21 protein-coding genes are annotated in these 18,758 nt (G+C 63.1%); 11 read left to right on the top strand and 10 right to left on the bottom strand.

Translation table 11 applies throughout. The annotated features are described in order from the left end of the window. The first annotated feature begins 378 nt into the window (after positions 1 to 378). The 6 genes from MSG32_RS02675 to MSG32_RS02650 all read left to right on the top strand — a co-directional run bounded on the left by MSG32_RS02675 (position 379) and on the right by MSG32_RS02650 (position 5,090). Complete coding sequence (locus MSG32_RS02675) at positions 379 to 1,548, top strand: TauD/TfdA family dioxygenase (protein WP_248377404.1); 1,170 nt, start codon at positions 379 to 381, stop codon at positions 1,546 to 1,548. Then, complete coding sequence (locus MSG32_RS02670; protein WP_054556215.1) at positions 1,548 to 2,147, top strand: HD domain-containing protein; 600 nt, start codon at positions 1,548 to 1,550, stop codon at positions 2,145 to 2,147. Before MSG32_RS02675 ends, MSG32_RS02670 begins: the two co-directional genes overlap by 1 nt. A 255-nt stretch (positions 2,148 to 2,402) precedes the next feature. Then, a complete protein-coding gene (locus tag MSG32_RS02665) occupies positions 2,403 to 2,729 on the top strand; it encodes a gamma-glutamylcyclotransferase family protein (RefSeq protein WP_054556216.1) in 327 nt (108 codons plus the stop codon). Between the two features lie 198 nt (positions 2,730 to 2,927). Further along, complete coding sequence (locus tag MSG32_RS02660) at positions 2,928 to 3,404, top strand: GFA family protein (RefSeq protein ID WP_054556217.1); 477 nt, start codon at positions 2,928 to 2,930, stop codon at positions 3,402 to 3,404. Positions 3,405 to 3,702: 298 nt separating this feature from the next. Continuing rightward, a complete protein-coding gene (locus MSG32_RS02655) occupies positions 3,703 to 4,686 on the top strand; it encodes a LysR substrate-binding domain-containing protein (RefSeq protein WP_248377392.1) in 984 nt (327 codons plus the stop codon). Positions 4,687 to 4,760: 74 nt separating this feature from the next. After that, on the top strand, positions 4,761 to 5,090 hold the full coding sequence (locus MSG32_RS02650) for a gamma-glutamylcyclotransferase family protein (RefSeq protein ID WP_153636169.1): 330 nt from the start codon (positions 4,761 to 4,763) through the stop codon (positions 5,088 to 5,090). Positions 5,091 to 5,237: 147 nt separating this feature from the next. On the opposite strand, the gene MSG32_RS02645 is transcribed toward MSG32_RS02650, so the two are convergent. Further along, positions 5,238 to 6,113, bottom strand: coding sequence for a LysR family transcriptional regulator (locus MSG32_RS02645; protein WP_248377390.1), 876 nt, complete (start codon positions 6,111 to 6,113; stop codon positions 5,238 to 5,240). 243 nt (positions 6,114 to 6,356) lie between these two features. Between MSG32_RS02645 and MSG32_RS02640 the strand changes: the two genes are divergently transcribed. Beyond that, positions 6,357 to 6,872 carry a lactoylglutathione lyase family protein gene (locus MSG32_RS02640; protein ID WP_043333918.1) on the top strand — a complete coding sequence of 172 codons (516 nt, stop codon included), beginning with the start codon at positions 6,357 to 6,359 and terminating at the stop codon, positions 6,870 to 6,872. 155 nt (positions 6,873 to 7,027) lie between these two features. On the opposite strand, the gene MSG32_RS02635 is transcribed toward MSG32_RS02640, so the two are convergent. Further along, positions 7,028 to 7,273, bottom strand: coding sequence for a hypothetical protein (locus MSG32_RS02635; protein ID WP_248377388.1), 246 nt, complete (start codon positions 7,271 to 7,273; stop codon positions 7,028 to 7,030). Between the two features lie 448 nt (positions 7,274 to 7,721). Then, positions 7,722 to 7,847 (bottom strand): hypothetical protein, encoded by a 126-nt coding sequence (locus MSG32_RS17955; protein ID WP_267895301.1) that lies wholly within the window; start codon positions 7,845 to 7,847, stop codon positions 7,722 to 7,724. Between the two features lie 349 nt (positions 7,848 to 8,196). Between MSG32_RS17955 and MSG32_RS02630 the strand changes: the two genes are divergently transcribed. Beyond that, positions 8,197 to 8,892, top strand: coding sequence for a haloacid dehalogenase type II (locus tag MSG32_RS02630; protein WP_248377386.1), 696 nt, complete (start codon positions 8,197 to 8,199; stop codon positions 8,890 to 8,892). Between the two features lie 225 nt (positions 8,893 to 9,117). Here MSG32_RS02630 and MSG32_RS18060 read toward each other — a convergent pair whose 3' ends face one another. Continuing rightward, positions 9,118 to 9,867, bottom strand: a complete 750-nt coding sequence (locus MSG32_RS18060) for an IclR family transcriptional regulator (protein WP_248377377.1) — start codon at positions 9,865 to 9,867, stop codon at positions 9,118 to 9,120. Between the two features lie 118 nt (positions 9,868 to 9,985). On the opposite strand from MSG32_RS18060, the gene MSG32_RS02620 reads away from it, so the two are divergent. From MSG32_RS02620 to MSG32_RS02610, 3 genes are all read left to right on the top strand, one after another. Beyond that, positions 9,986 to 11,554, top strand: a complete 1,569-nt coding sequence (locus MSG32_RS02620) for an MFS transporter (protein WP_248377375.1) — start codon at positions 9,986 to 9,988, stop codon at positions 11,552 to 11,554. A gap of 86 nt (positions 11,555 to 11,640) precedes the next feature. Beyond that, positions 11,641 to 12,669 carry an HlyD family secretion protein gene (locus tag MSG32_RS02615; RefSeq protein WP_192837692.1) on the top strand — a complete coding sequence of 343 codons (1,029 nt, stop codon included), beginning with the start codon at positions 11,641 to 11,643 and terminating at the stop codon, positions 12,667 to 12,669. 168 nt (positions 12,670 to 12,837) lie between these two features. Continuing rightward, positions 12,838 to 13,932, top strand: a complete 1,095-nt coding sequence (locus MSG32_RS02610; protein WP_248377373.1) for an NAD(P)-dependent alcohol dehydrogenase — start codon at positions 12,838 to 12,840, stop codon at positions 13,930 to 13,932. Positions 13,933 to 14,034: 102 nt separating this feature from the next. Here the strand turns inward: MSG32_RS02610 and MSG32_RS02605 are convergent, their stop codons facing one another. The 6 genes from MSG32_RS02605 to MSG32_RS02580 all read right to left on the bottom strand — a co-directional run bounded on the left by MSG32_RS02605 (position 14,035) and on the right by MSG32_RS02580 (position 18,383). After that, positions 14,035 to 14,403 carry a Lin0512 family protein gene (locus MSG32_RS02605; RefSeq protein WP_248377371.1) on the bottom strand — a complete coding sequence of 123 codons (369 nt, stop codon included), beginning with the start codon at positions 14,401 to 14,403 and terminating at the stop codon, positions 14,035 to 14,037. Further along, positions 14,400 to 14,813, bottom strand: coding sequence for a Lin0512 family protein (locus tag MSG32_RS02600; protein WP_082388606.1), 414 nt, complete (start codon positions 14,811 to 14,813; stop codon positions 14,400 to 14,402). Before MSG32_RS02600 ends, MSG32_RS02605 begins: the two co-directional genes overlap by 4 nt. Before the next feature lie 51 nt (positions 14,814 to 14,864). Beyond that, entirely contained in the window at positions 14,865 to 15,035 is a 171-nt protein-coding gene (locus MSG32_RS02595; RefSeq protein ID WP_248377369.1) for a hypothetical protein, read from the bottom strand. A gap of 197 nt (positions 15,036 to 15,232) precedes the next feature. Then, positions 15,233 to 16,456 (bottom strand): ABC transporter substrate-binding protein, encoded by a 1,224-nt coding sequence (locus MSG32_RS02590; RefSeq protein WP_248377368.1) that lies wholly within the window; start codon positions 16,454 to 16,456, stop codon positions 15,233 to 15,235. After that, positions 16,453 to 17,304, bottom strand: a complete 852-nt coding sequence (locus MSG32_RS02585) for an ABC transporter ATP-binding protein (protein ID WP_107336388.1) — start codon at positions 17,302 to 17,304, stop codon at positions 16,453 to 16,455. Before MSG32_RS02585 ends, MSG32_RS02590 begins: the two co-directional genes overlap by 4 nt. After that, on the bottom strand, positions 17,301 to 18,383 hold the full coding sequence (locus MSG32_RS02580; protein ID WP_084589434.1) for an iron ABC transporter permease: 1,083 nt from the start codon (positions 18,381 to 18,383) through the stop codon (positions 17,301 to 17,303). Before MSG32_RS02580 ends, MSG32_RS02585 begins: the two co-directional genes overlap by 4 nt. Positions 18,384 to 18,758 lie beyond the last annotated feature (375 nt).

Raw genomic sequence — 18,758 nt, 5'->3', positions numbered from 1 at the left:
AATGAGCATGCAAAATGCCAGTTATCAAGAACAGTGATCCTCCTTGCGCCACGCGAGCCAGAGAGCACGACTGACTCACTGACGACAGGTATCACCGATTCGCTCTGCAGGTTTGGGGCCAATTCGCCACCGCTATCTGCCTTGTCCGCGACGATGGTAACAAAAAAGACAAAACAATTTATAAATCATCTATTTAGCATATATGGGCAGGCCCTGGGCACGCGCAATGGCGCTCGGATAGCGGGCGCGAACCTCCCTCACCACCAACCCCATAATAAAAATGCATACCCTCCGATAACACTCACCCCCTACTTAGGTCCCATGCCTCGCTCCCATAATGGCCACGATATACAACCGTGCTAATGGAGAGATGCCTGCATGTCCCTGACCAATGCCCTGTCCGACGCGCTGCCGCTGACCCTGAGCGAGTCGCCGCTGTCACTGAACCTGATCACCGCCGAAGGCCTGGAGCCGGTCAGCCCGCTGTGGCTGCGCGAGCGCACCCAGGACCCGGAGCAGCTCGATGAGGTCACCACCCAGCGTCTGTTCGATTCGCATGCCATCGACGTCAACCTCGAGCTGACCGCGGCGCGCCCGGTCGACGAGACGCACGTGGAATTCACCTTCAGTGACGGGCATTGCGAGGTGTATGACCTCACCATGCTGGCGCATGAACTGCAGGGCATCACGCCGTTCCCCAAGCCCGAGAGCTGGGATGCGAGCATCGATCAGCAGGCGCAGCGCGTCGACTGGGAGAAGATGGGCAACAATGAGGACTTCCAGAAGGCATTGAAGGCCTATCTGCGCTTTGGCTACATCATCGTGCAGAACGTGCCGACCGACCCGGAACGCATTCTGGAAGTGGCCGGTCACTTCGGCTACGTGAAGGACACCAACTTCGGCAGCTACTTCGAGGTGTACTCGCGTCCGACGGGCAATGACCTGGCCTACCGCAGCGTGGCGCTCGGGCCGCACACCGACAACCCGTATCGTGATCCGGTGCCGGGCATCCAGATGCTGCATTGCCTGGTCAACGAGACCACGGGTGGCCTGTCCACGCTGGTCGACAGCCTCAATGCGCTCAAGCAGCTCAAGGCCGAGATGCCGGAAGGCTATGAACTGCTGCGCACCACGCCGGTCGGCTTCCGCTTCCTGGATGCCGGCACCGAGCTGACCACGCGTCGCTGCGTGATTCGCGAGAATTCCGATGGTGAGCCCATCGGCGTCAACTACAGCCCGCGCCTCGATCATCTGCCGCACATGTCGCTGGAAAACACTCGCCGCTACCATCAGGCCCGCCAGCGTCTGGGGCAGCTGTTCCAGGACCCGGCCAACGAGATTCGCTTCCAACTCGAATCCGGAGAGCTGATGATGTTCGACAACACCCGCGTGCTGCATGGCCGTACGGCGTTCGACACCAATGAGGGGCACCGCCACCTGCAGGGCTGCTACATGGATAGCGACGGCCCGCGTGAGCGCTTCGCCACGACCCTGATGCGTCAGCGTCAGCAGCAGGCACAACAAGAAAACCGTGAGGAAATAGCGTAATGGATCAGGTTTCATTCACCCAGATGAAGGACGGCACCGCAGAAGACTATGCGTTGCTCGAGCGTCTTGAAGACCAGTTCAATGAAGGGCTGGTGGAGCGCCTCAAGCTTGCCCTGCGCAAGCTCGATGATGGCCTGAGCGGCTACAAGGTCAGCCGTCTGGAGCATTCCCTGCAGTCAGCGGCACGCGCCGAGGCCGATGGCGCCGATGACGACCTGGTCGTCGCCACCCTGCTGCATGATCTCGGCGATGAGCTGGCGCCCTACAATCACTCGCAGCTGGCCGCCGCCATCATTCGCCCGTACGTGCGTGCCGAAGTGACCTGGATCATCCATCACCACGGCCTGTTCCAGAAGTTCTACTACGGTCACTTCTACGGCGAGGACCGCAACGAGCGCGAGATCTACAAGGACCACCCCTGGTATCAGAAGTGCGTGGATTTCTGCGAGCGTTATGATCAGGCGGCCTTCGATCCCGACTACCCGACTCCGCCGCTGGAGCACTTCGAGCCGGCACTGCGTCGCGTCTTCGCGCGCAAGCCCTTCGATCCGGACGTGATCGGCGAAGAGCCGGCCGGCGGTTTCGACAGCCGCGTCTGAACGCGTGAAGGCGGGGGCGTGAAACGCGCCTGACCTGCTCCGCTCCCCCGCTTCACCATTGCCCTCACTGGCCTGCCCAGTGGGGGCAATCTGGTTTGTGGGCGTTGCGTTGAGTGCTCCACGTCAACAAGGGGTTGAACCTCGCCACTCAACCTTCATCATCATTGGCTAACGTCAGCGTCAATGAAGGCGGTGCCGATACGGCCGTCTTTACCCTCGCGGATCATCCCCTTCCCCAACCCGACAGGTAGACGCATGGAACATCTCTTCATCTACGGTCCACTGGGCCCCGGCGGCCTCAACGAACATGTCATCGCCAATATCGACGGCGAATGGAGCTCGGCCTATCTACGCGGCCGACTGGAAAACACCGATCACGGCGATGAGCACAACTTCCCGGGGCTGGTCGTCGACAACACGGGCCAGGTGATACGCGGCCACGTGTTCTCCTCGGCGCAATTGCCCGAGCATTGGGATGCCCTCGATGACTTCGAGGGCCCCATCTATCAGCGCACCGTCACCACCGTCATTCTCGATGACAACCGTGAACTCGAGGCCTATGTCTACGCCCTGCCGCAGTGAGACTCACGCGCGGCACGGATAGCGATTGCTGGCTCGTGGCAAGAGATGGATGGATCGTGGCTAGTGATGGATGGATCGTGGCAAGTGATGAATGGCGGCCCGCCGCCTTGCGCCCGGATGGAGTAACATTGCCCTTCGGGCGATGCATGGCCAGTCTGCGCCAGCGTCCTCATTCATGCATCACAAGGGAGATTCCTCATGCAGCTTGAAGGTTCCTGCCACTGCAAGGCCGTCACATTCCAGCTCGAATCGCCGCACCCCTATCCGTATCAGCGCTGCTATTGCTCGATCTGTCGCAAGACGGCGGGCAGCGGTGGCTACGCGATCAATCTGGCGGGCGATGCCAACACCCTGAAGGTGGAAGGCCGGGACAATCTCTCCATCTATCACGCGGTGACTGACGGGGTCGAAAGTCCGGCGGAGCGCCACTTCTGCAAGCGCTGCGGCAGTGCGCTGTGGCTCTACGATGCCCGCTGGCCGGAGCTGATCCACCCTCAGGCGGGGGCGATCGACACCCCGCTGCCCGTGCCGCCGGAACATGTCCACATCATGCTCGACAGCAAGGCCAACTGGGTGGAAGTCGCGCACGAAGCGCGTGATGCTCATCACGCCGAGTATCCCGAAGAGAGCATTGCCGCCTGGCATGCGCGGATTGCCGAGCGCGACACCGACTGATATCAGCGACGCCATCAATCAGGACCAGCGACGCCCCGATCAGGATCCGTTGCGACGCTGGTCAGGATCCGTTGCGACCTCATGGCCTGATCCGCCGGGCTGAGCGTTGATGTCATTCGCTGCGTCGCGTATAAGTGCCGCCTATACAAGGCGGCACTCCTGTTCGTATCCGGTGGTTGCTGGCTCATGCCTTCTCATGCCTCAGCCAGGCAATCGCCCGAGCCATCAGCCAGGCCATCACCCAGGCCAAAACAGTACGACAGGAGCGCCGCGACAGCGCATCACAGTGAGGACTCTCGTGCCGGCCCGAAAGACAAGCTCCCCAGCGCCGCTGGAAAGCGCAAGCCCTCTGGATGACCTGCCCTCCCTGCGCGGGCTGGTCGCCTTTGACGTGACGGTCCGCCTGGGGTCGATGACGGCCGCCGCCAGTGAGCTGGGTACCACCCAGCCCACCATCTCCCAGCGCATCCGCGCGCTGGAGGAGCATCTGGGCCACCCGCTGTTCGATCGCCAGGGCGGCCGGCTGATCCTCAACCACTACGGCGAGACCTTCCATGCCGAACTGGCAGGCGGGCTTGGCAAGGTATGCAGCGCCGTCACGGAAGCACGTCGCAAGGTGCACAAACCGACGCCGCGCATCACCATCGCCGCGGGCGCCGGTTTCGCGCATGTCTGGCTGCGTCCGCGCCTGGAGCGGCTGGAGCAGGACTTCCCCGACTGCCACTTCACGCTGCTGCCGATCGATCGCGATGAAGACCCGCAGATGCAGCAGGCCGACATCGCGATCCGCTTCGGCCCGCCGCTGACGGGCGATCATCGCGATACGCTGGTGGTCGCGGAGCGCGCCTTCCCGGTCTGCTCCCCGGACTACGCCCGGCGTCATGGGCTCGAGAAGGGGCTGGATGCCGAGGCGCTGTCGCGCATCACCCTGCTGCATCTGGACATGCGCGACACCCGCTGGCTGGACTGGGCCACCTGGTGTCGACACGCGGGTCTGCCGGTGCCGCGCCTCGACAAGGCCTTCCCCTACAACAACTTTCCGCTGACGCTCAATGCTGCCGTCAATCATCAGGGCGTCGCGCTGGGCTGGAGCCACGTCATCCAGGACCTGCTCGATAACGGCTCACTGATTGCCCTGACGCCGCATATCTCGCGGGACCGTCACGGCTATCGCATGAGTGTCCGCCATCCCAACAGCGCCGTGATCCAACCGATCACCCGCTGGCTGACACGCGAATTTTCCGGCCTCGAAATTCCGGGGCCTACCTCAAGGCAGCCATGAGTTGCCGCAAGCCCTCGCTCCGTCCGGCGCACGCCGCCGAGACAGACTTCCCGCGACGAACGACAGAGACTCCCATGCAGCATCTTTTCATCTACGGCACCCTGGGCCCGGGCGGCCCCAACGAACACGTCATGCTCGACATTGGCGGCAGCTGGACACCCGGCACCCTCAAGGGCCGCCTGGAGGCAGCTGGCTGGGGAGCTGAGATGGGCTTTCCGGGGCTGAGACTGGACGAGGCGGGCGACACCATCCGCGGTCACGTCTTCTCCTCCGACAACCTGGCCGATCACTGGCAGGCGCTGGATGATTTCGAAGGCAGCGAATACCTCCGCCAGCCGGCCACGATCACGCTGGAAGATGGCAGCACCCTGACGGCACAGGTCTATGCGCTGAGTCAGCCGTAAGCTGCTCCATGAACTGTTCCATGAACTGCTCCATGAACTGCTCCATAAGCTGATCAGTGCGCTGATGCCTGAGCGCTGATGCCTGAGCGCTGATGCCTGAGCGTCGAGGTCTGAGCACCGAGGCTTGAGCGTCAATGCCTCGGCGCGCTAAAGCGACACCTTCAGATACTCCAACACCCGTCTGGCGCGCGCCGAGAGCGGCCATTCCGCTCGCGTGAGCAACCATAGGGTATCGACCACCTCCGTGCTGCCCTCAGGCGGTGGCACCACCCGGATGGCCTGATGCTCGGGGAAGGCCTCGCGGGCATGGCGCGGCACGACGCTGAAGCCCAGCCCGCGGGCGACCGGCTCCAGAATCAGGCTGATCTGGTTGGTGGAGCCACTGCGCGGCAGTGAGCTGATGCCCGGATTGCCCGGAAAGCGCCGGCTCAACAGGCGCGAGGCCATGTCCTGACCATCCGGGTGATCGATGAAGCCCAGTGTCTCGAGATCCCCCCAGTCATGGATCTCGACCCCCGCCGGCACCACCAGCTCAAGGGGCTCACGCGCCCACTCCGTCACGCTCAGGCGCGGGTCATCCGGCTTGAGCGTGACGATCCCCAATTCGAAGCGATTCTCTAGCACGGCCTCCACCACCTCGCGCGTCGGCGCGAAGCGATGGTGGACATTGAGGCCCGGCGACTCCTGCTGAAGCGCCAGCAAGCGCGGATAGATCGCCAGGCCAATGCTGCCCGGCGTGATCAACCGAATGTCCCCATGGCTGTCTTCATTGCCCGCCAGCCGCTGGGCCAGGCGCTGCTCGGCGGTTTCCATCTCACGCGCGAAATCCAGCAGAGCATGGCCGGCCGGCGTCAGCTCGATCTTGCGCGGATGACGGATCAACAGCGTGCCAAGCCGGGTTTCCAGCTGGCGCACATGCTGACTGACGGCGGCCTGGGTCAGATCGAGCCGCTCCGCGGTGCGCGTGAAGTTGCCGACACTCACCAGGGTGCGAAAGGTGCGTAGCCATTGGGGTTGCAGCATTCAAGCTCCTGGGGGCTGGAAGAATCAGGGGGCAGTGTCAGGGAACAGAGTCAGGAAGTCAGCGTCAGAGGAGTAGCATCAGCAAGACTGCGACGGTGAACCCACATCACCATAAGCAAGTCTTATCATTATCATAACAGCTACGTAGTTTTCATTATTGCTCATGACGCCCAAGATGGCTTCCAACGTCACGCAGGCAGTGACCGAGCCATTTTCTTCACGACTCACATATCGAGGTGACTCATGAGCAACGAAAAGAACACACCGTATCCGCGCACCTTCTCCCACATCGGCCTGTCCGTTGGTGATGTGGAAGCCGCAGTCAAGTTCTACACCGAAGTGCTGGGCTGGTACGTGGTGATGGAGCCGACCACCATCACCGAAGATGACTCCGCCATCGGCGTGATGTGCAGCGATGTCTTCGGTCCGGGCTGGGGCAGCTTCCGCATCGCCCACCTGTCCACCGGCGACCGTATCGGTGTCGAGATCTTCGAATTCCCGAACCACGAGACGCCGGAAAACAACTTCGAGTACTGGAAGACCGGCATCTTCCACTTCTGCGTCCAGGACCCGGACGTCGAAGGTCTGGCCGAGCGCATCGTCGCCGCCGGCGGCAAGCAGCGCATGCCGGTACGCGAGTACTTCCCGGGTGAGAAGCCGTTCCGCATGGTCTACATGGAAGACCCGTTCGGCAATATCCTCGAGGTCTATAGCCACAGCTATGAAATGACCTATGCCGCCGGTGCCTACCAGAACTGAGCACGGCCTCAGACGTCAGATACAACAAGGCCCCGCCATGGCGGGGCCTTGCTGTATCCGACATTTGTGCTCGAGACATCCCGACAGGAACCTCGAGAGCGACACACGATGACCTTTGTCGGGGCGAGCTCAGCGAAAGCTCACCCGCCCACGCCTCAGTGGATGACGGGCATGCTGCGCACACGACGGTAAAGACTCTGACTGGCGAGTTCCGGACTGAGCAAGGCAATCCGTGCCTTCTGCACTGCAAGCTCACGGTGCAACAACGACCAGGTACCGATGAACTCGGCACACTCACCACAGTGCACCAGGTAATCGTCAGAGCGCTCATGATATTGATAATCCATGCTCAGGCAGTTACATACCGGGCAGGACAGAACGGCGTTGGCTTTCTCATCCATGATTCGATTCCCTGGAGCCACACTGATTGAATTCACGGCAATGATCACACGCGCTCAGGTAACCATTACGGGTGTGAACATCCCTCATACTCTGTAAAACCCGCTGAACTCACACTATCCATGATGTGATATCTGTACAACTCTCTCTTGTGGGCGACATTTCTCGAAACGTTACCCAGTGGTAACTTGCCGGCGTGTTCAGCACGTTGATCTCATCGCGACTCGCCAGTCACCATGACCGCGACGAACACCCCGATAGCAAATCACTTCGCCATGATTACACAGCGATACGCAAGACTACATTCGCTAACCGATGGCGAGCCGGCTTCAGACTCGCGAAACCATCAAGCGCGCACACCCTGCAGGCTCTGTCGCCAAACGGGCATGAAAAAACCCACCCTGGAGGGTGGGTTTTACGTGAATCCCTTCGGCTGTTACCGCCAGCAGATCATTTCATCTTGCGCGCCGAATCATCCTGCTCGATACGGGTCAGTAGCCTGTCGAAGACGCCAGTCGCCAACAGCACAAAGGTGACGGCCAAGCCAAGCCCCATCCAGATAGCGATATTGCTCATTGTCCCTTACCCCTGCTGTTTTCTTGGTTTTTTCAGCCCTTCTGCGACGCAATATGGCGTAAATTCAATGTTTGTACAACATTTGATCATGAAAATATCGAGCGCCATCAGACGCTGAGGCTGTCGCTGCCATTCCAGACCTTTGACCGGCGTCATCACACTGCCAACGGCCATGATTTGAGCAATCGCTCAACAACGGGTAGTCTTGCGTCATGAAGAAAGTGACGCGGGCTTGCCAGCGCTGATTCCCTGGCGCTGATCCGCCGCGCTGCCCCCCTGGCGCTACCCGTCGGTCGGCTACCTCGCTTCGCGCCCACTGCATGTCTGAAATATCACCCCAGGAGCCACCATGTCTGACACGACCTTTCCCGACGTACTGGTGTTCGACGTCAACGAGACACTGCTCGACATCACCACCCTCTCGCCGTTGTTCTCACGCGTGTTCGGTGATGAAAGCGTGTTGCGCGAATGGTTCGCACAGCTGGTGCTGTACTCGCAGACCATGACGCTCTCACAACGCTACACCCCCTTCGGTGCGCTCGGCGTGGGCGCCCTGAAAATGGTCGCCGACATCCATCAGGTCAGACTCGCGGATGACGATATCGATGAGCTCAAGTCGCGCATGGCCGAGATGCCGGCCCATCCCGATGTCGCCCCGGCGCTTGAGCGCCTCAAGCAGGCCGGTTTTCGTCTGGTGACGCTGACCAATTCCCCCGCAGGCGCCTCCCCGACGCCGCTGGAGAAGGCCGGTATCAGCGAGGCCTTCGAGCAGCATTTCAGCGTCGACAGCGTCAAGCAGTTCAAGCCGGCGCCGGCCACCTATCAGCATGTCGCCGAGCAGCTCGAGGTCAAGCTGGGCGACATGTGCATGATCGCCTGCCATGTGTGGGACACCATCGGTGCCCAGGCTGCCGGCATGCAGGGCGCCCTGCTGACGCGCCCACACAATGCCGTGCTGCCCGCCGAGAATGTGCCGACCCCGGACTTCATCGCCGCGGAGCTGATGACCCTGGCGGACCAGCTGATCGCGGCCAGAGAGGCCTGAGCGAGCACTGGCCTCTGAGCTCTCTTTTTCTGGACTCTCTTTCCAAACTCTCTTTCCAAACTCAGTTTCTCAGCTCTGTCTCTGAGTGCTGCCTAGTAAATAAACGCCGCCCGCCCATTCGGACGGGCGGCGTGTTTGTGCCTGCCTTCCTATTCGCTTTTTCCACTATCTCGCCGTTCGATCAGCCGCCGCACACGGCAGCCTTGCTGCCTTGGCGGGACGCGCTCACTTGAGTGAACGGAAGGCCTTGAGCATCTCATCACGGGTCGCCTGCAGCGCGGCCTGAATCTCCGCCCTGCGCTCGCTGATGCGCCACGAGGGGCCGACCACGGACACGGAGTAATGGCCCTGGCTGGTCTCCAGGCCGATTCCGATCGCGCCGACTCCCTGCATATGCTCATCCTCGTCATGACCGATGCCGGTGCGACGCACCTCGGCCAGTTGCGTCAGCAGTGCCGGCATCGCGAGGGTGTTGTCCGTGTAGGCCGTGAGATCCGTCCCCAGCAGGCGCTCCACCTGCTCGTCCTCGAGATGCGACAGCAGCACCTTGCCGCTGGCTGTCGCATGCAATGACAGGAAATTGCCGGCCATCGGTGATACCCGCAGCGGCAGCGGCGACAACACCGAGTGCAGTATCAGCAGCTCGTTGCCGCTCAGACTGCAGAGCACCACCGTTTCCTCGGTGGTGCCGCTCAACGCCTCCAGAAACGACTTGGCATGCGTGGTGATATCTAGCTGGCTATGGCGCGCCAGCCGCATCAGCGCAGAGCCGAGCCGTATCCCGCCATGGCCGTGGATTTCCAGCAGGTCTTCCTGGGCCAGCGCATCGACCAGCCGCTTGACGGTCGAGCGCGGCAGATCGTTCCTGGCGGCGATCTCCCCCAGGCTCATGCCCTGCTCACTGCCTTCCAGACTCTTGAGAATCGCCGCCACCCTGGCCACGACCTGCACGCCACTACCTTCTCTTGTGGACACAGACACAACTCCTTAACAAGCTAACTACTTGCCTAACGAAACCACCAAGTGGTACAGTGTACCGCATAACGAGACACCCAAGGTGTCTAGCGCTTCACCTCAAAACGGGAACTCTACAGTGGCCGCTCCTCAACCCTTCAATCTACGACTCGCACTCGGTCTTGTGGGCATTCTGCTCGCATCGCTGATGTCCGGTGTGGGAGAGCGTGTCACGCAGACCGTCCTGACGGATGTGGTCGGACACTTCGGCTTCTCCCACGATGAGGGCAGCTGGCTGACCACCATCTACAGCGCGGCGGAAGTCTCGATGATGCTGCTCGCCGGCTGGCTGGCCGTCACCTTCAGCCTGCGCCGCTTCGCGATCGGTGCCTGCCTGTCACTGGCCCTGTTCTCTCTGCTGGTGCCCCTGGCCGACAGCTTCCCGCTGATGGCGGGGCTGCGCGTTGCCCAGGGCCTGGCCTCCGGCAGCACCCTGCCGCTGCTGATGATGTCGGCGCTGCGCTTCCTGCCGTGGCACAGCAAGCTCTATGGCCTGTCGGCCTATGCGATGACGGCCACCTTCGGCCCTTATCTGTCGGCACCGCTGGCCGCTCTCTATGGCGACCTGGGCGACTGGAATCTGGTGTTCTGGGAAACCGCGCCGGTATGCCTTCTCGCCGCCGCGCTGGTCTCCTGGGGCCTGCCGCAGGACCCGCTCAAGCTGGAACGCTGCAAGCAGTTCGACTGGCTCGGTGCCCTGCTGGGCGTCACCGCCCTGTGCGCGCTGGTCGCCGGCATGACCCAGGGTGAGCGACTCGACTGGGGCAACTCGCCGTTGATCGTCGCCCTGCTGACCACGGGCGGGCTGGTCTTCGTGACCTTCCTGATCCATGAGTGGTTCCACCCGATGCCGCTCTACAAGCTGCAGCTGCTAGCACGCCGCAACTTCGCCTTCGGCATCATCACCCTGTGTACCTTCATGTTCCTGACCCTGGCCGCCGGCACCATTCCCGCCGCCTTCCTGGGGGAAGTGCAGGGCTATCGCCCCATGCAGCTGTTCCCGGTCATGTTGACCATGGCCCTGCCGCAGCTGCTGCTGGCACCGCTGGTGGCGACACTGATCAACCGCAAGAGCGTCGACAGCCGCTACGTGATGGCCACGGGCCTGGTGTTGATCCTGATCAGCTGCCTGCTGGGCTCGCAGCTCACCAGCGACTGGAATCGCGACAACTTCTATCTCATCGAGGTGCTCAACACCCTGGGCCAGCCGATGGTGGTGGTACCGCTGCTGATGAATGCCACCGGGGCACTCAGCCCGCTGGAAGGGCCGTTCGCCACCGCGATGGTCAACTCGCTGCGCGCCCTGTTCGCGGTGGTGGCCTCCACGGTCTACGGAAGCTTCCTCGTCACGCGTGAAGCCCTGCACACCACCCGCCTGGGCGAGGCACTCGGCCTGCAGGGCAATCAGCCCGCCGGACTCATCCAGGTCGATGCGGCAAGCGATATCACCACGCGCATCTCCGAGCAGGCCTCCGTGATGAGCTATGCGGATGCCTACCTCGCCATCATCCCCTTCGTGGTGGCGCTGCTGATACTGGTCATGGTGCTTCCGATCCGCGCCTATCCGCCACAACCGGCGCCGGCGCCGGCACCTCAACCAGAGCCATCGCCAGCACAGCCCCCTCAAGCACAACCCTCCGGGGCATAGACACAGACAAAGCCGGCGGCTGCCCGCCAGCCAGGATTCAGCCACTTCCCCCTTCTTCGACATAGACGACGAGATACGACACCGACATGAACAAGACACGTACCACCCTACTGTTGAGCGTTCTGGCGCTCCTGCTGGTCGCGACCTACGCGGGCCTCTACTGGAAGGGCCACGATGGCCGCGAAGCCACCAACAATGCCTATGTGCGCGCCGATAGCGTGATGGTGACCACACGCGTCGCGGGCCAGATCGACAAGGTGCTGGTGGAAGACAACGAAGTGGTCAAGGAAGGCCAGATCCTGGCCACGCTGGATGACCGCGATTACCAGGCCTCCCTGCACTCCGCCCAGGCCGATCTCGCCGCCCAGCAGGCAGCGGTCGGTGACCTGGATGCCAACATCGAGCGTCAGCACGCCGTCGTGCAGCAGTCCATCGCCGAAGTGAAGTCCACCCAGGCCTCGCTGCGTTATGCGCGCAATGATGCCAAGCGTTACCGCAGCCTGCGCATGACCAACGCCGCCTCCCAGCAGGACAAGGAAAAGGCCGATGAACAGCAGGGCATCTGGGAAGCCAATCTCGTGCAGGCCCAGGCGGCTCAGCGCTCGGCGGAAAAGCAGATCGGCGTCCTTGAAGCCCAGCGCGTGGAAGCCCTGGCCGAGGTCGAACGCTCACGTGCAGCGCTCGAGCAGGCGGAACTGAACACCGGCTATACCGTCATTCGTGCGCCGAAGGACGGCATCGTTACCCAGCGCTCACTGCGTGTCGGCGCCTACGTGCAACCGGGTGATTCGCTGCTGGCCATCGTGCCGCACAAGGAAGCCTATGTCGTCGCCAACTATCTCGAGACCCAGATGGCCGAGATGGAGCCGGGCCAACCGGTCGAGATGACGCTGGATAGCCTGCCGGGCAAGACCTTCACTGGCCATGTCGACAGCATCGCACCGGCCTCCAGCAGCGCCTTCTCGGCCGTGGCCAGCGAGAACGCCACCGGCAACTTCACCAAGATCACCCAGCGCATGCCGGTCAAGATCGTGTTCGACCCGAACCAGCCCGACTTCGACAAGGTACGCATCGGCATGTCCGTGATCGCCCATGTCACGACCCAGCAGCCCTGAGCGACTTGCGACAGTCCTGAACGAGGCTAGACAGTCCTGAACGAGGCTAAACAGCCCTGAACGACTTGCGACAGCCCTGAAACAGTCAAGAGAACCGTCCCGGAGGGCACGCCGCCCCGGGACGCCTCTGAAGAACGCCATCACTCGATCATCAAAGGGATCAACACCATGAAAATTCGCGCCGCCGTCACCGCCACCCAAGGCCAGCCCTTCCACCTCAAGGACGTCGAACTCGCGTCCCCCAAGGGAGACGAGATTCTGGTACGTGTCGTGGCCACCGGGGTCTGCCATACCGATGCCGCCGCACGCGACCTGGGCATCGCCCCCTATCCGATCGTGCTCGGCCATGAAGGTGCCGGCGTGGTCGAGCAGATCGGTGACAATGTCCGCGACATGGAAGTGGGCGACCATGTGGTGCTGTCCTTCGCGCACTGTGGTCATTGCAGCCACTGTCTGACCGGACACCCGACCGTCTGCGAGCGCGGCGGTGAGCTCAACTTCGGCGGTGTGATGGATGATGGCGGCAAGCGTCTGAGCTGTGACGGCCATGACGTCGCCACCTTCTTCGGCCAGTCGTCCTTCGCCACTCACGCCGTGGTCAGCGAGCGCAATGCCGTCAAGGTCGACAGCGATGTCGATCTCGCCCTGCTGGGTCCGCTGGGTTGCGGCATCCAGACTGGCGCCGGCACCATCCTCAATCGCCTCAAGCCGGGCTTCGGTGACAGTCTCGTCGTGTTCGGCTGTGGCGCCGTGGGCCTGAGTGCCGTGATGGCGGCCAAGATCGCCGGCTGCAAGAACATCATCGCGGTCGACCTGCACGAGAGCCGTCTTGAACTGGCCCATGAGCTGGGCGCGACCCACAGCGTCAACGGCAAGACCGAGGACCTGGTCGGCGAGATCAAGCGCATCACCGATGGCGGCAGCGAATTCTCCCTCGAGACCACCGGCGTACCGATGCTGGTGCGCAGCTCCCTGCAGGTGCTGCGTCCGCTGGGCACCTCTGCCATCGTCGGCCTGACCCACGATGTGACCCTGGACGTGCACCACGACCTGATGGCGGAAGGCAAGTCGATGATCGGCGTGATCGAAGGCGACGCCGTGCCGCGCGTCTTCATCCCGCGCCTGGTCGGCTACTACAAGGAAGGCCGTTTCCCCTTCGACAAGCTGATCCAGATGTATGACTTCGATGACATCGAACAGGCCTTCGCGGATTCGAAATCAGGCCTGACCGTCAAGCCGGTGCTGCGCATCAGCTCGCTGTAATCAGCGCCTGCGCCACCTGGCCTGTACCGCAAAGCCCCCGTGCGTCACTGACGCACGGGGGCTTTCTTCGTTGGCCGACACGACCTCAGTCAGCGCGCTCGCCTACGACTGACACAGCTGCCAGGCGCCGTGGTCGATATCGAGCATGGCGGCGACGGCGGCCGAGGCAATGACATGCGTCTGGCCACTGGCCTCGTCATGCACATTGAGGCCACCCTGCACCACCGTCACCTCGGCGCGCCCACGGGGAAGCTCGCGCGCCACCGCGTCCGTATCCACGGCGTCCGGCTCCTGGACCGCGATGGTGACCTCGACGCGCATGTGGTGGTGATCGATGCCGAGTGACTGGAACATCACGATGGAGGAATGATGCAGGGCGTCATGCACCGCACGGCAGGCGGCCTTGGTGTAGTCCATGCCGTAGAGGTCATTGCCGGTGCCCATCTCGAGAATGATGCGTTGCTCGCTCATGACTGACCTCCTGCCGACTGCCCGGGCGTGGAAGAAGTGGACGCCGCACCGGCGGCCGCCGCGCCGGTGGCCGCCATGTCGAATGACACGATGATGGCGACATTGGCGATCACGCTGACCCCGCTGCCATCCGGCTTGGCGACATCCAGCCCGCCCTTGACCACGCGCACACTGGGCTGACCGTAGGGAAAGATGCCCAACAGGGCATCACTGTCGACCTTGTCGGGCTGCTGCACGCCGACCTCGACCTCGATCAGCATCGCCTCCTTGGGGAAGCCGAAGGCGTCCGCCACGTTGAGCGAGTTGTGCCACAGGGCATCGCGGATGCCACGTGCCGCCGCCTCGGTGTAGTTCTGGCTGCGAATGGAGGTGCCCATGCCGAACTGGGTCACCATGCGTGTCTTGGCCACATTACCCCCTGATTTCCTGTCACGGAAAAGACGTACCACTCGCGCCGCCTATCAGCGCGGTTGCTTGAAAAGCCCGATCACCCAACCTATCCCGCCCAGAAGCAGGGCGCCCTGCCAATCTCCCTTGAACAGCTCGATCAGCGCCAGGACGATCGCCACCAGCTGCGCACTGCGCACCGGGCTGACCGTCGCTGTGGGCTTGCCCTCATCCTGCTCTGACATGCGGCCTCCCGTCGCTGGCCTGATGTCTTCATCAGGCGATGACACCCTCGGGCGATGACAACGCCGAGCGATAACATCATGGGACGATGACAACGTCGCCCCATCGTTTCAGGAAAGCCTCAAGTAGAAAATACGACTTCCGTCCCCAAGCAACAGCAGGCACCAGCAGGCACCAGCAGGCACCAGCCCCGATCAGCTCATCGGGTCGTGTCAGGCGCCTCAAGCGCCAGCTGGCCCCAGAAGTGGCCGCTGCTGCGCGACAGCGTCGGGTCATTCATCAGGTAGGCAAAGGTCGCCATGGGGTCGAGGTCGGCAAAGGTCTCGGGGTGCAGCCAGCGCGCGATGGCCTCCAGCGCGACGATGGCATAGGGCCCCTGGTGGAAGCCATGCCACAGCGCCATCACCCGGCCCTGCTTGACGGCATCCAGTGACTGCCAGCCGGGCAGTGTCTGCACCATGCGCGCCAGATCGTGCTGGATATCCTCGCCCGAGATGCCGATGCCGGCACGCAGGCCATCGCCCTTGGCCCACTGGCCACCGGTATTGAGAATCGCCTCGGGCGGGTGTGCCAGCACCCACTCCTTGCTGAGGGTGGCACCGCTGACCGGCGCCAGTTCAGCGGCCAGATTGCGCCCGCCGGCCCGCGTGACCAGGTCCGCCACGCCGTTGTGCAGATTGGTACGACAGCAATCCACCTTCACGCCCGGTGCGATGTTGATCAGCACACGCGGCCGTTCGGCAATCGTCGCCAGACGTTCGTCAATCAGCGCCAGATGCGCCGCGATGGTGTCATCCACCTCGCGGGCACGCGCCTCGACGCCGAGCACCTCGCCCAGCAGGCGCACGCTGACCGGAGCATCCTGCAGCGGATGGTGATTGAACTCGACATACAGGTAGGGAGTGCCGACCTCGTCCAGCAGCGCCGCCAACGGCGAGCCTTCGATACGTGAACGCTGGGAGAGATCGAACAGCACCAGGTCCGGCGTCAACGCCAGCAGGGCCTCGCCCTCGAGGCTCGGGGTCGAGGCGCGACTCAGCGCTGGCAGCGTGGCAAGTTGCGGCCAGCGCGTCTCGAGACGCTCGGTCATCGCCGGGTCAAACACCGCCAAGGGGTAGGCCCAGCCGACGATACGCTCAAGCGGCGCATCCAATAGCGTCAGCAGCGCATACAGCTGGCGCGGCTGGGCCAGGAAGATGCGCTGCGGTGAGGCCGCAAGCGTCACCTCGCGCCCGGCGAGATCCGTGACCTGACGCGGAAAGCTGGCCTGGATCTGCACCTTGGCGGCCGGCTCGGCGGCATGGGCAAGGTTGCCCGGCGCGCTCGAGAAAGCGCCTGCGAAGACAGTGGCGAGTGCCAGCAGGTAGGCGCCTGCCAGTCTTCTGGACTCGCTTCTGAGCTCAGTCTTGCGCACCGCCATCATCGTCTGGCTCCGACATCGCGCGTGATATGGCCGATATCGGCGTGAGCCGAGTCGGCGACGCGGTCGGTGAGCACCACCGGATGGCCCAGCGAGCAGCTCTCGATCCGTGCCTCGATACCGTAGGCCTCACGCAGATGCTCGGCAGTGATCACCTCCCGCGGGGCCCCGGTGGCCAACAGGCCGGAGGGCGCGAACAGGATGATCTGATCACAGAAACGCAGCGCCAGATTGATGTCATGCAGCGCGATCAGGCAGATGGCCTGCTGCTCCTGCACCACACCGCGCACGCCTTCGATCAAGGCCAGCTGCCAGCGCAGGTCCAGCGCACTGGTCGGCTCATCCAGCAGGAGCAGTTGCGGCTGGCGCACCAGCGCCTGGGCGAGACCGACCATCTGACGCTGGCCACCGGAGAGCGTGTCCATGCGCCGGAAGGCCAGCGAATGCAGCGACAGGCGTGCGAAGACCTGCTCGACCAGCGAATCCGTGGCCTCGCGGCTCAGTTCGGCACGCGCCGCGCGACAGGCGCTGGCCACGGCTTCATAGGCGACCAGACTGGTCGGCTGCGGCAGCGTCTGCGGCAGGTAGCCGACATGGCGCATGCGGTTTGCCCCGTGCAGCGACGACAGCGCAAGCTCGCCGAGGTGGATGTCGCCCTTGGCCGGACGCATGCCGGCAATCGCCTTGAGGAAGGTCGACTTGCCGACCGCATTCGGCCCGAGCACCCCGACCAGTGAGCCCGCCGGCAGCGGTGGCAGATCGAGTTGATCGAAGATCATGCGCCGCTGATAGCCGGTGGTCAGCTGCGAGATCTTCAGGGCCGCTTGCGAATCGAATACGTGATGGCTCATCCCTGCCCCCTGCGCTGTCCGAGCAGCAAGGCAAGGAAACAGGGGATACCGATCAACGAGGTCACGATCCCCACCGGCAGCACCAGTCCGGGTACCAGCGACTCACTGGCCGTGGCGGCCAGAGACAGTACCAACGCCCCCGCCAGCGCACTGCCAGGCAGATAGAAGCGATGGTCTTCCCCCAGCGCCAGACGCGCCATGTGCGGCCCGACCAGACCGATGAAGCCGATGGTGCCGACAAAGGCCACTGCCACTGCCGCCAGCAGGCTGACGCGCAACAGCGCCGTGCGGCGCAGACGGGTGACCGGCACGCCGAAGCTGCGCGCATGGTCTTCCCCGGCACGCAGCGCTGTCAGCGCCCAGGCACGCCGCATGGCGAAGGGCAGGCAGACGACCAGCACACTGGCGATGATCGCGACTCGCTCCCATGAGGCTTCCGACAGGCTGCCCATGGTCCAGAACACCAGCTGTTGCAGCGCATCGGGGCTGGCCACGAACTGCACCAGCGCATTGACGGCGTTGAGCACGAAGACCAGCGCGATGCCGAACAGCACGATCACTTCGCGACTGGCGCCATACAGCGAGGCCACGGCATCGATGGCCAGAATCGACAGCGCCGCGAACACGAAGGCCATCAGCGCGATGGTGTAGCTGGGCGGCAGCCCCGGCAAGGCGACATCCAGGATGATGACCAGCGAGGCGCCAAGCGTCGCCGCGGCACCCACGCCCAGTGTGAAGGGGCTGGCCAAGGCGTTGTTGAGCACGGTCTGCATCTCGGCGCCCGCAAGCCCCAGAGCGGCACCGACCAGCGCCGCCATCACCGCCGTCGGCAGGCGAATCTGCCAGACGATGGCTTCATTGATCGGCCCGTGTGAACCGGGATTGATGAGTTCGCCCAGCAGATCAGACAGCGCGAGATCGGCAGGGCCGGTCATGATGTCGCCAAGGATGGCCAACAGCAGTGCCAGGCCCAGTGCGGCGAGAATCACCACACGTTTCCAGGCGAAGCGCCGGTATTGCTGGGCGAGCGTAGGCGACGACTCAGGCGCTGAGGCCTGAGCGTGCGCGGGGGGAGACATCGGACTTTTTTCAATCACCAGCAAGGTCTGCCACTAGGAGGAGGAAGTGAACTTCCATGCATCAGGGCCCACCGGAGCCGCCAGGCAGCTCGGCTATCAGCATGAATCATGCGCAGATGATAATGATTGACGCCTGCAGTCACAATGCGCACGGCCGCGGCTGGCGATATACGCGACTCGGCTCACGCCCATTCAACCCAGCCATGCGGCGCCGCCAGTCCTTCCTACACCAGTGCTTCCCACACCCGCCCTGCTCACGCACGCTTCGGCAAATACCTGACTCAGAAAATGTCAGGCCCGGAAAATGACAGACTCGGTGAACAGGCCGGCAAAAACTTGGTAGCGTCATGGCGGGTTGCTATGTTCAAGATTCGC

Source organism: Cobetia sp. 1CM21F (assembly GCF_023161745.1).
Classification (GTDB): domain Bacteria; phylum Pseudomonadota; class Gammaproteobacteria; order Pseudomonadales; family Halomonadaceae; genus Cobetia; species Cobetia amphilecti.
The sequence above is the reverse complement of the archived record's forward strand: the minus strand, read 5'-3'. Positions and strand labels throughout refer to the sequence as shown.

Bases quoted from the DNA above. Each gene is read 5' to 3' on its own strand.
- MSG32_RS02650 (WP_153636169.1), top strand. From the start codon at position 4,761: ATGCAGCATCTTTTCATCTACGGCACCCTGGGCCCGGGCGGCCCCAAC.
- MSG32_RS17955 (WP_267895301.1), bottom strand. From the start codon at position 7,847: ATGAGCAATATCGCTATCTGGATGGGGCTTGGCTTGGCCGTCACCTTT.
- MSG32_RS02645 (WP_248377390.1), bottom strand. From the start codon at position 6,113: ATGCTGCAACCCCAATGGCTACGCACCTTTCGCACCCTGGTGAGTGTC.
- MSG32_RS02580 (WP_084589434.1), bottom strand. From the start codon at position 18,383: ATGTCTCCCCCCGCGCACGCTCAGGCCTCAGCGCCTGAGTCGTCGCCT.
- MSG32_RS02595 (WP_248377369.1), bottom strand. From the start codon at position 15,035: ATGTCAGAGCAGGATGAGGGCAAGCCCACAGCGACGGTCAGCCCGGTG.
- MSG32_RS02610 (WP_248377373.1), top strand. From the start codon at position 12,838: ATGAAAATTCGCGCCGCCGTCACCGCCACCCAAGGCCAGCCCTTCCAC.
- MSG32_RS02630 (WP_248377386.1), top strand. From the start codon at position 8,197: ATGTCTGACACGACCTTTCCCGACGTACTGGTGTTCGACGTCAACGAG.
- MSG32_RS02635 (WP_248377388.1), bottom strand. From the start codon at position 7,273: ATGGATGAGAAAGCCAACGCCGTTCTGTCCTGCCCGGTATGTAACTGC.
- MSG32_RS02590 (WP_248377368.1), bottom strand. From the start codon at position 16,456: ATGATGGCGGTGCGCAAGACTGAGCTCAGAAGCGAGTCCAGAAGACTG.
- MSG32_RS02670 (WP_054556215.1), top strand. From the start codon at position 1,548: ATGGATCAGGTTTCATTCACCCAGATGAAGGACGGCACCGCAGAAGAC.
- MSG32_RS02640 (WP_043333918.1), top strand. From the start codon at position 6,357: ATGAGCAACGAAAAGAACACACCGTATCCGCGCACCTTCTCCCACATC.
- MSG32_RS02665 (WP_054556216.1), top strand. From the start codon at position 2,403: ATGGAACATCTCTTCATCTACGGTCCACTGGGCCCCGGCGGCCTCAAC.
- MSG32_RS02605 (WP_248377371.1), bottom strand. From the start codon at position 14,403: ATGAGCGAGCAACGCATCATTCTCGAGATGGGCACCGGCAATGACCTC.
- MSG32_RS02615 (WP_192837692.1), top strand. From the start codon at position 11,641: ATGAACAAGACACGTACCACCCTACTGTTGAGCGTTCTGGCGCTCCTG.
- MSG32_RS02675 (WP_248377404.1), top strand. From the start codon at position 379: ATGTCCCTGACCAATGCCCTGTCCGACGCGCTGCCGCTGACCCTGAGC.
- MSG32_RS02585 (WP_107336388.1), bottom strand. From the start codon at position 17,304: ATGAGCCATCACGTATTCGATTCGCAAGCGGCCCTGAAGATCTCGCAG.
- MSG32_RS02660 (WP_054556217.1), top strand. From the start codon at position 2,928: ATGCAGCTTGAAGGTTCCTGCCACTGCAAGGCCGTCACATTCCAGCTC.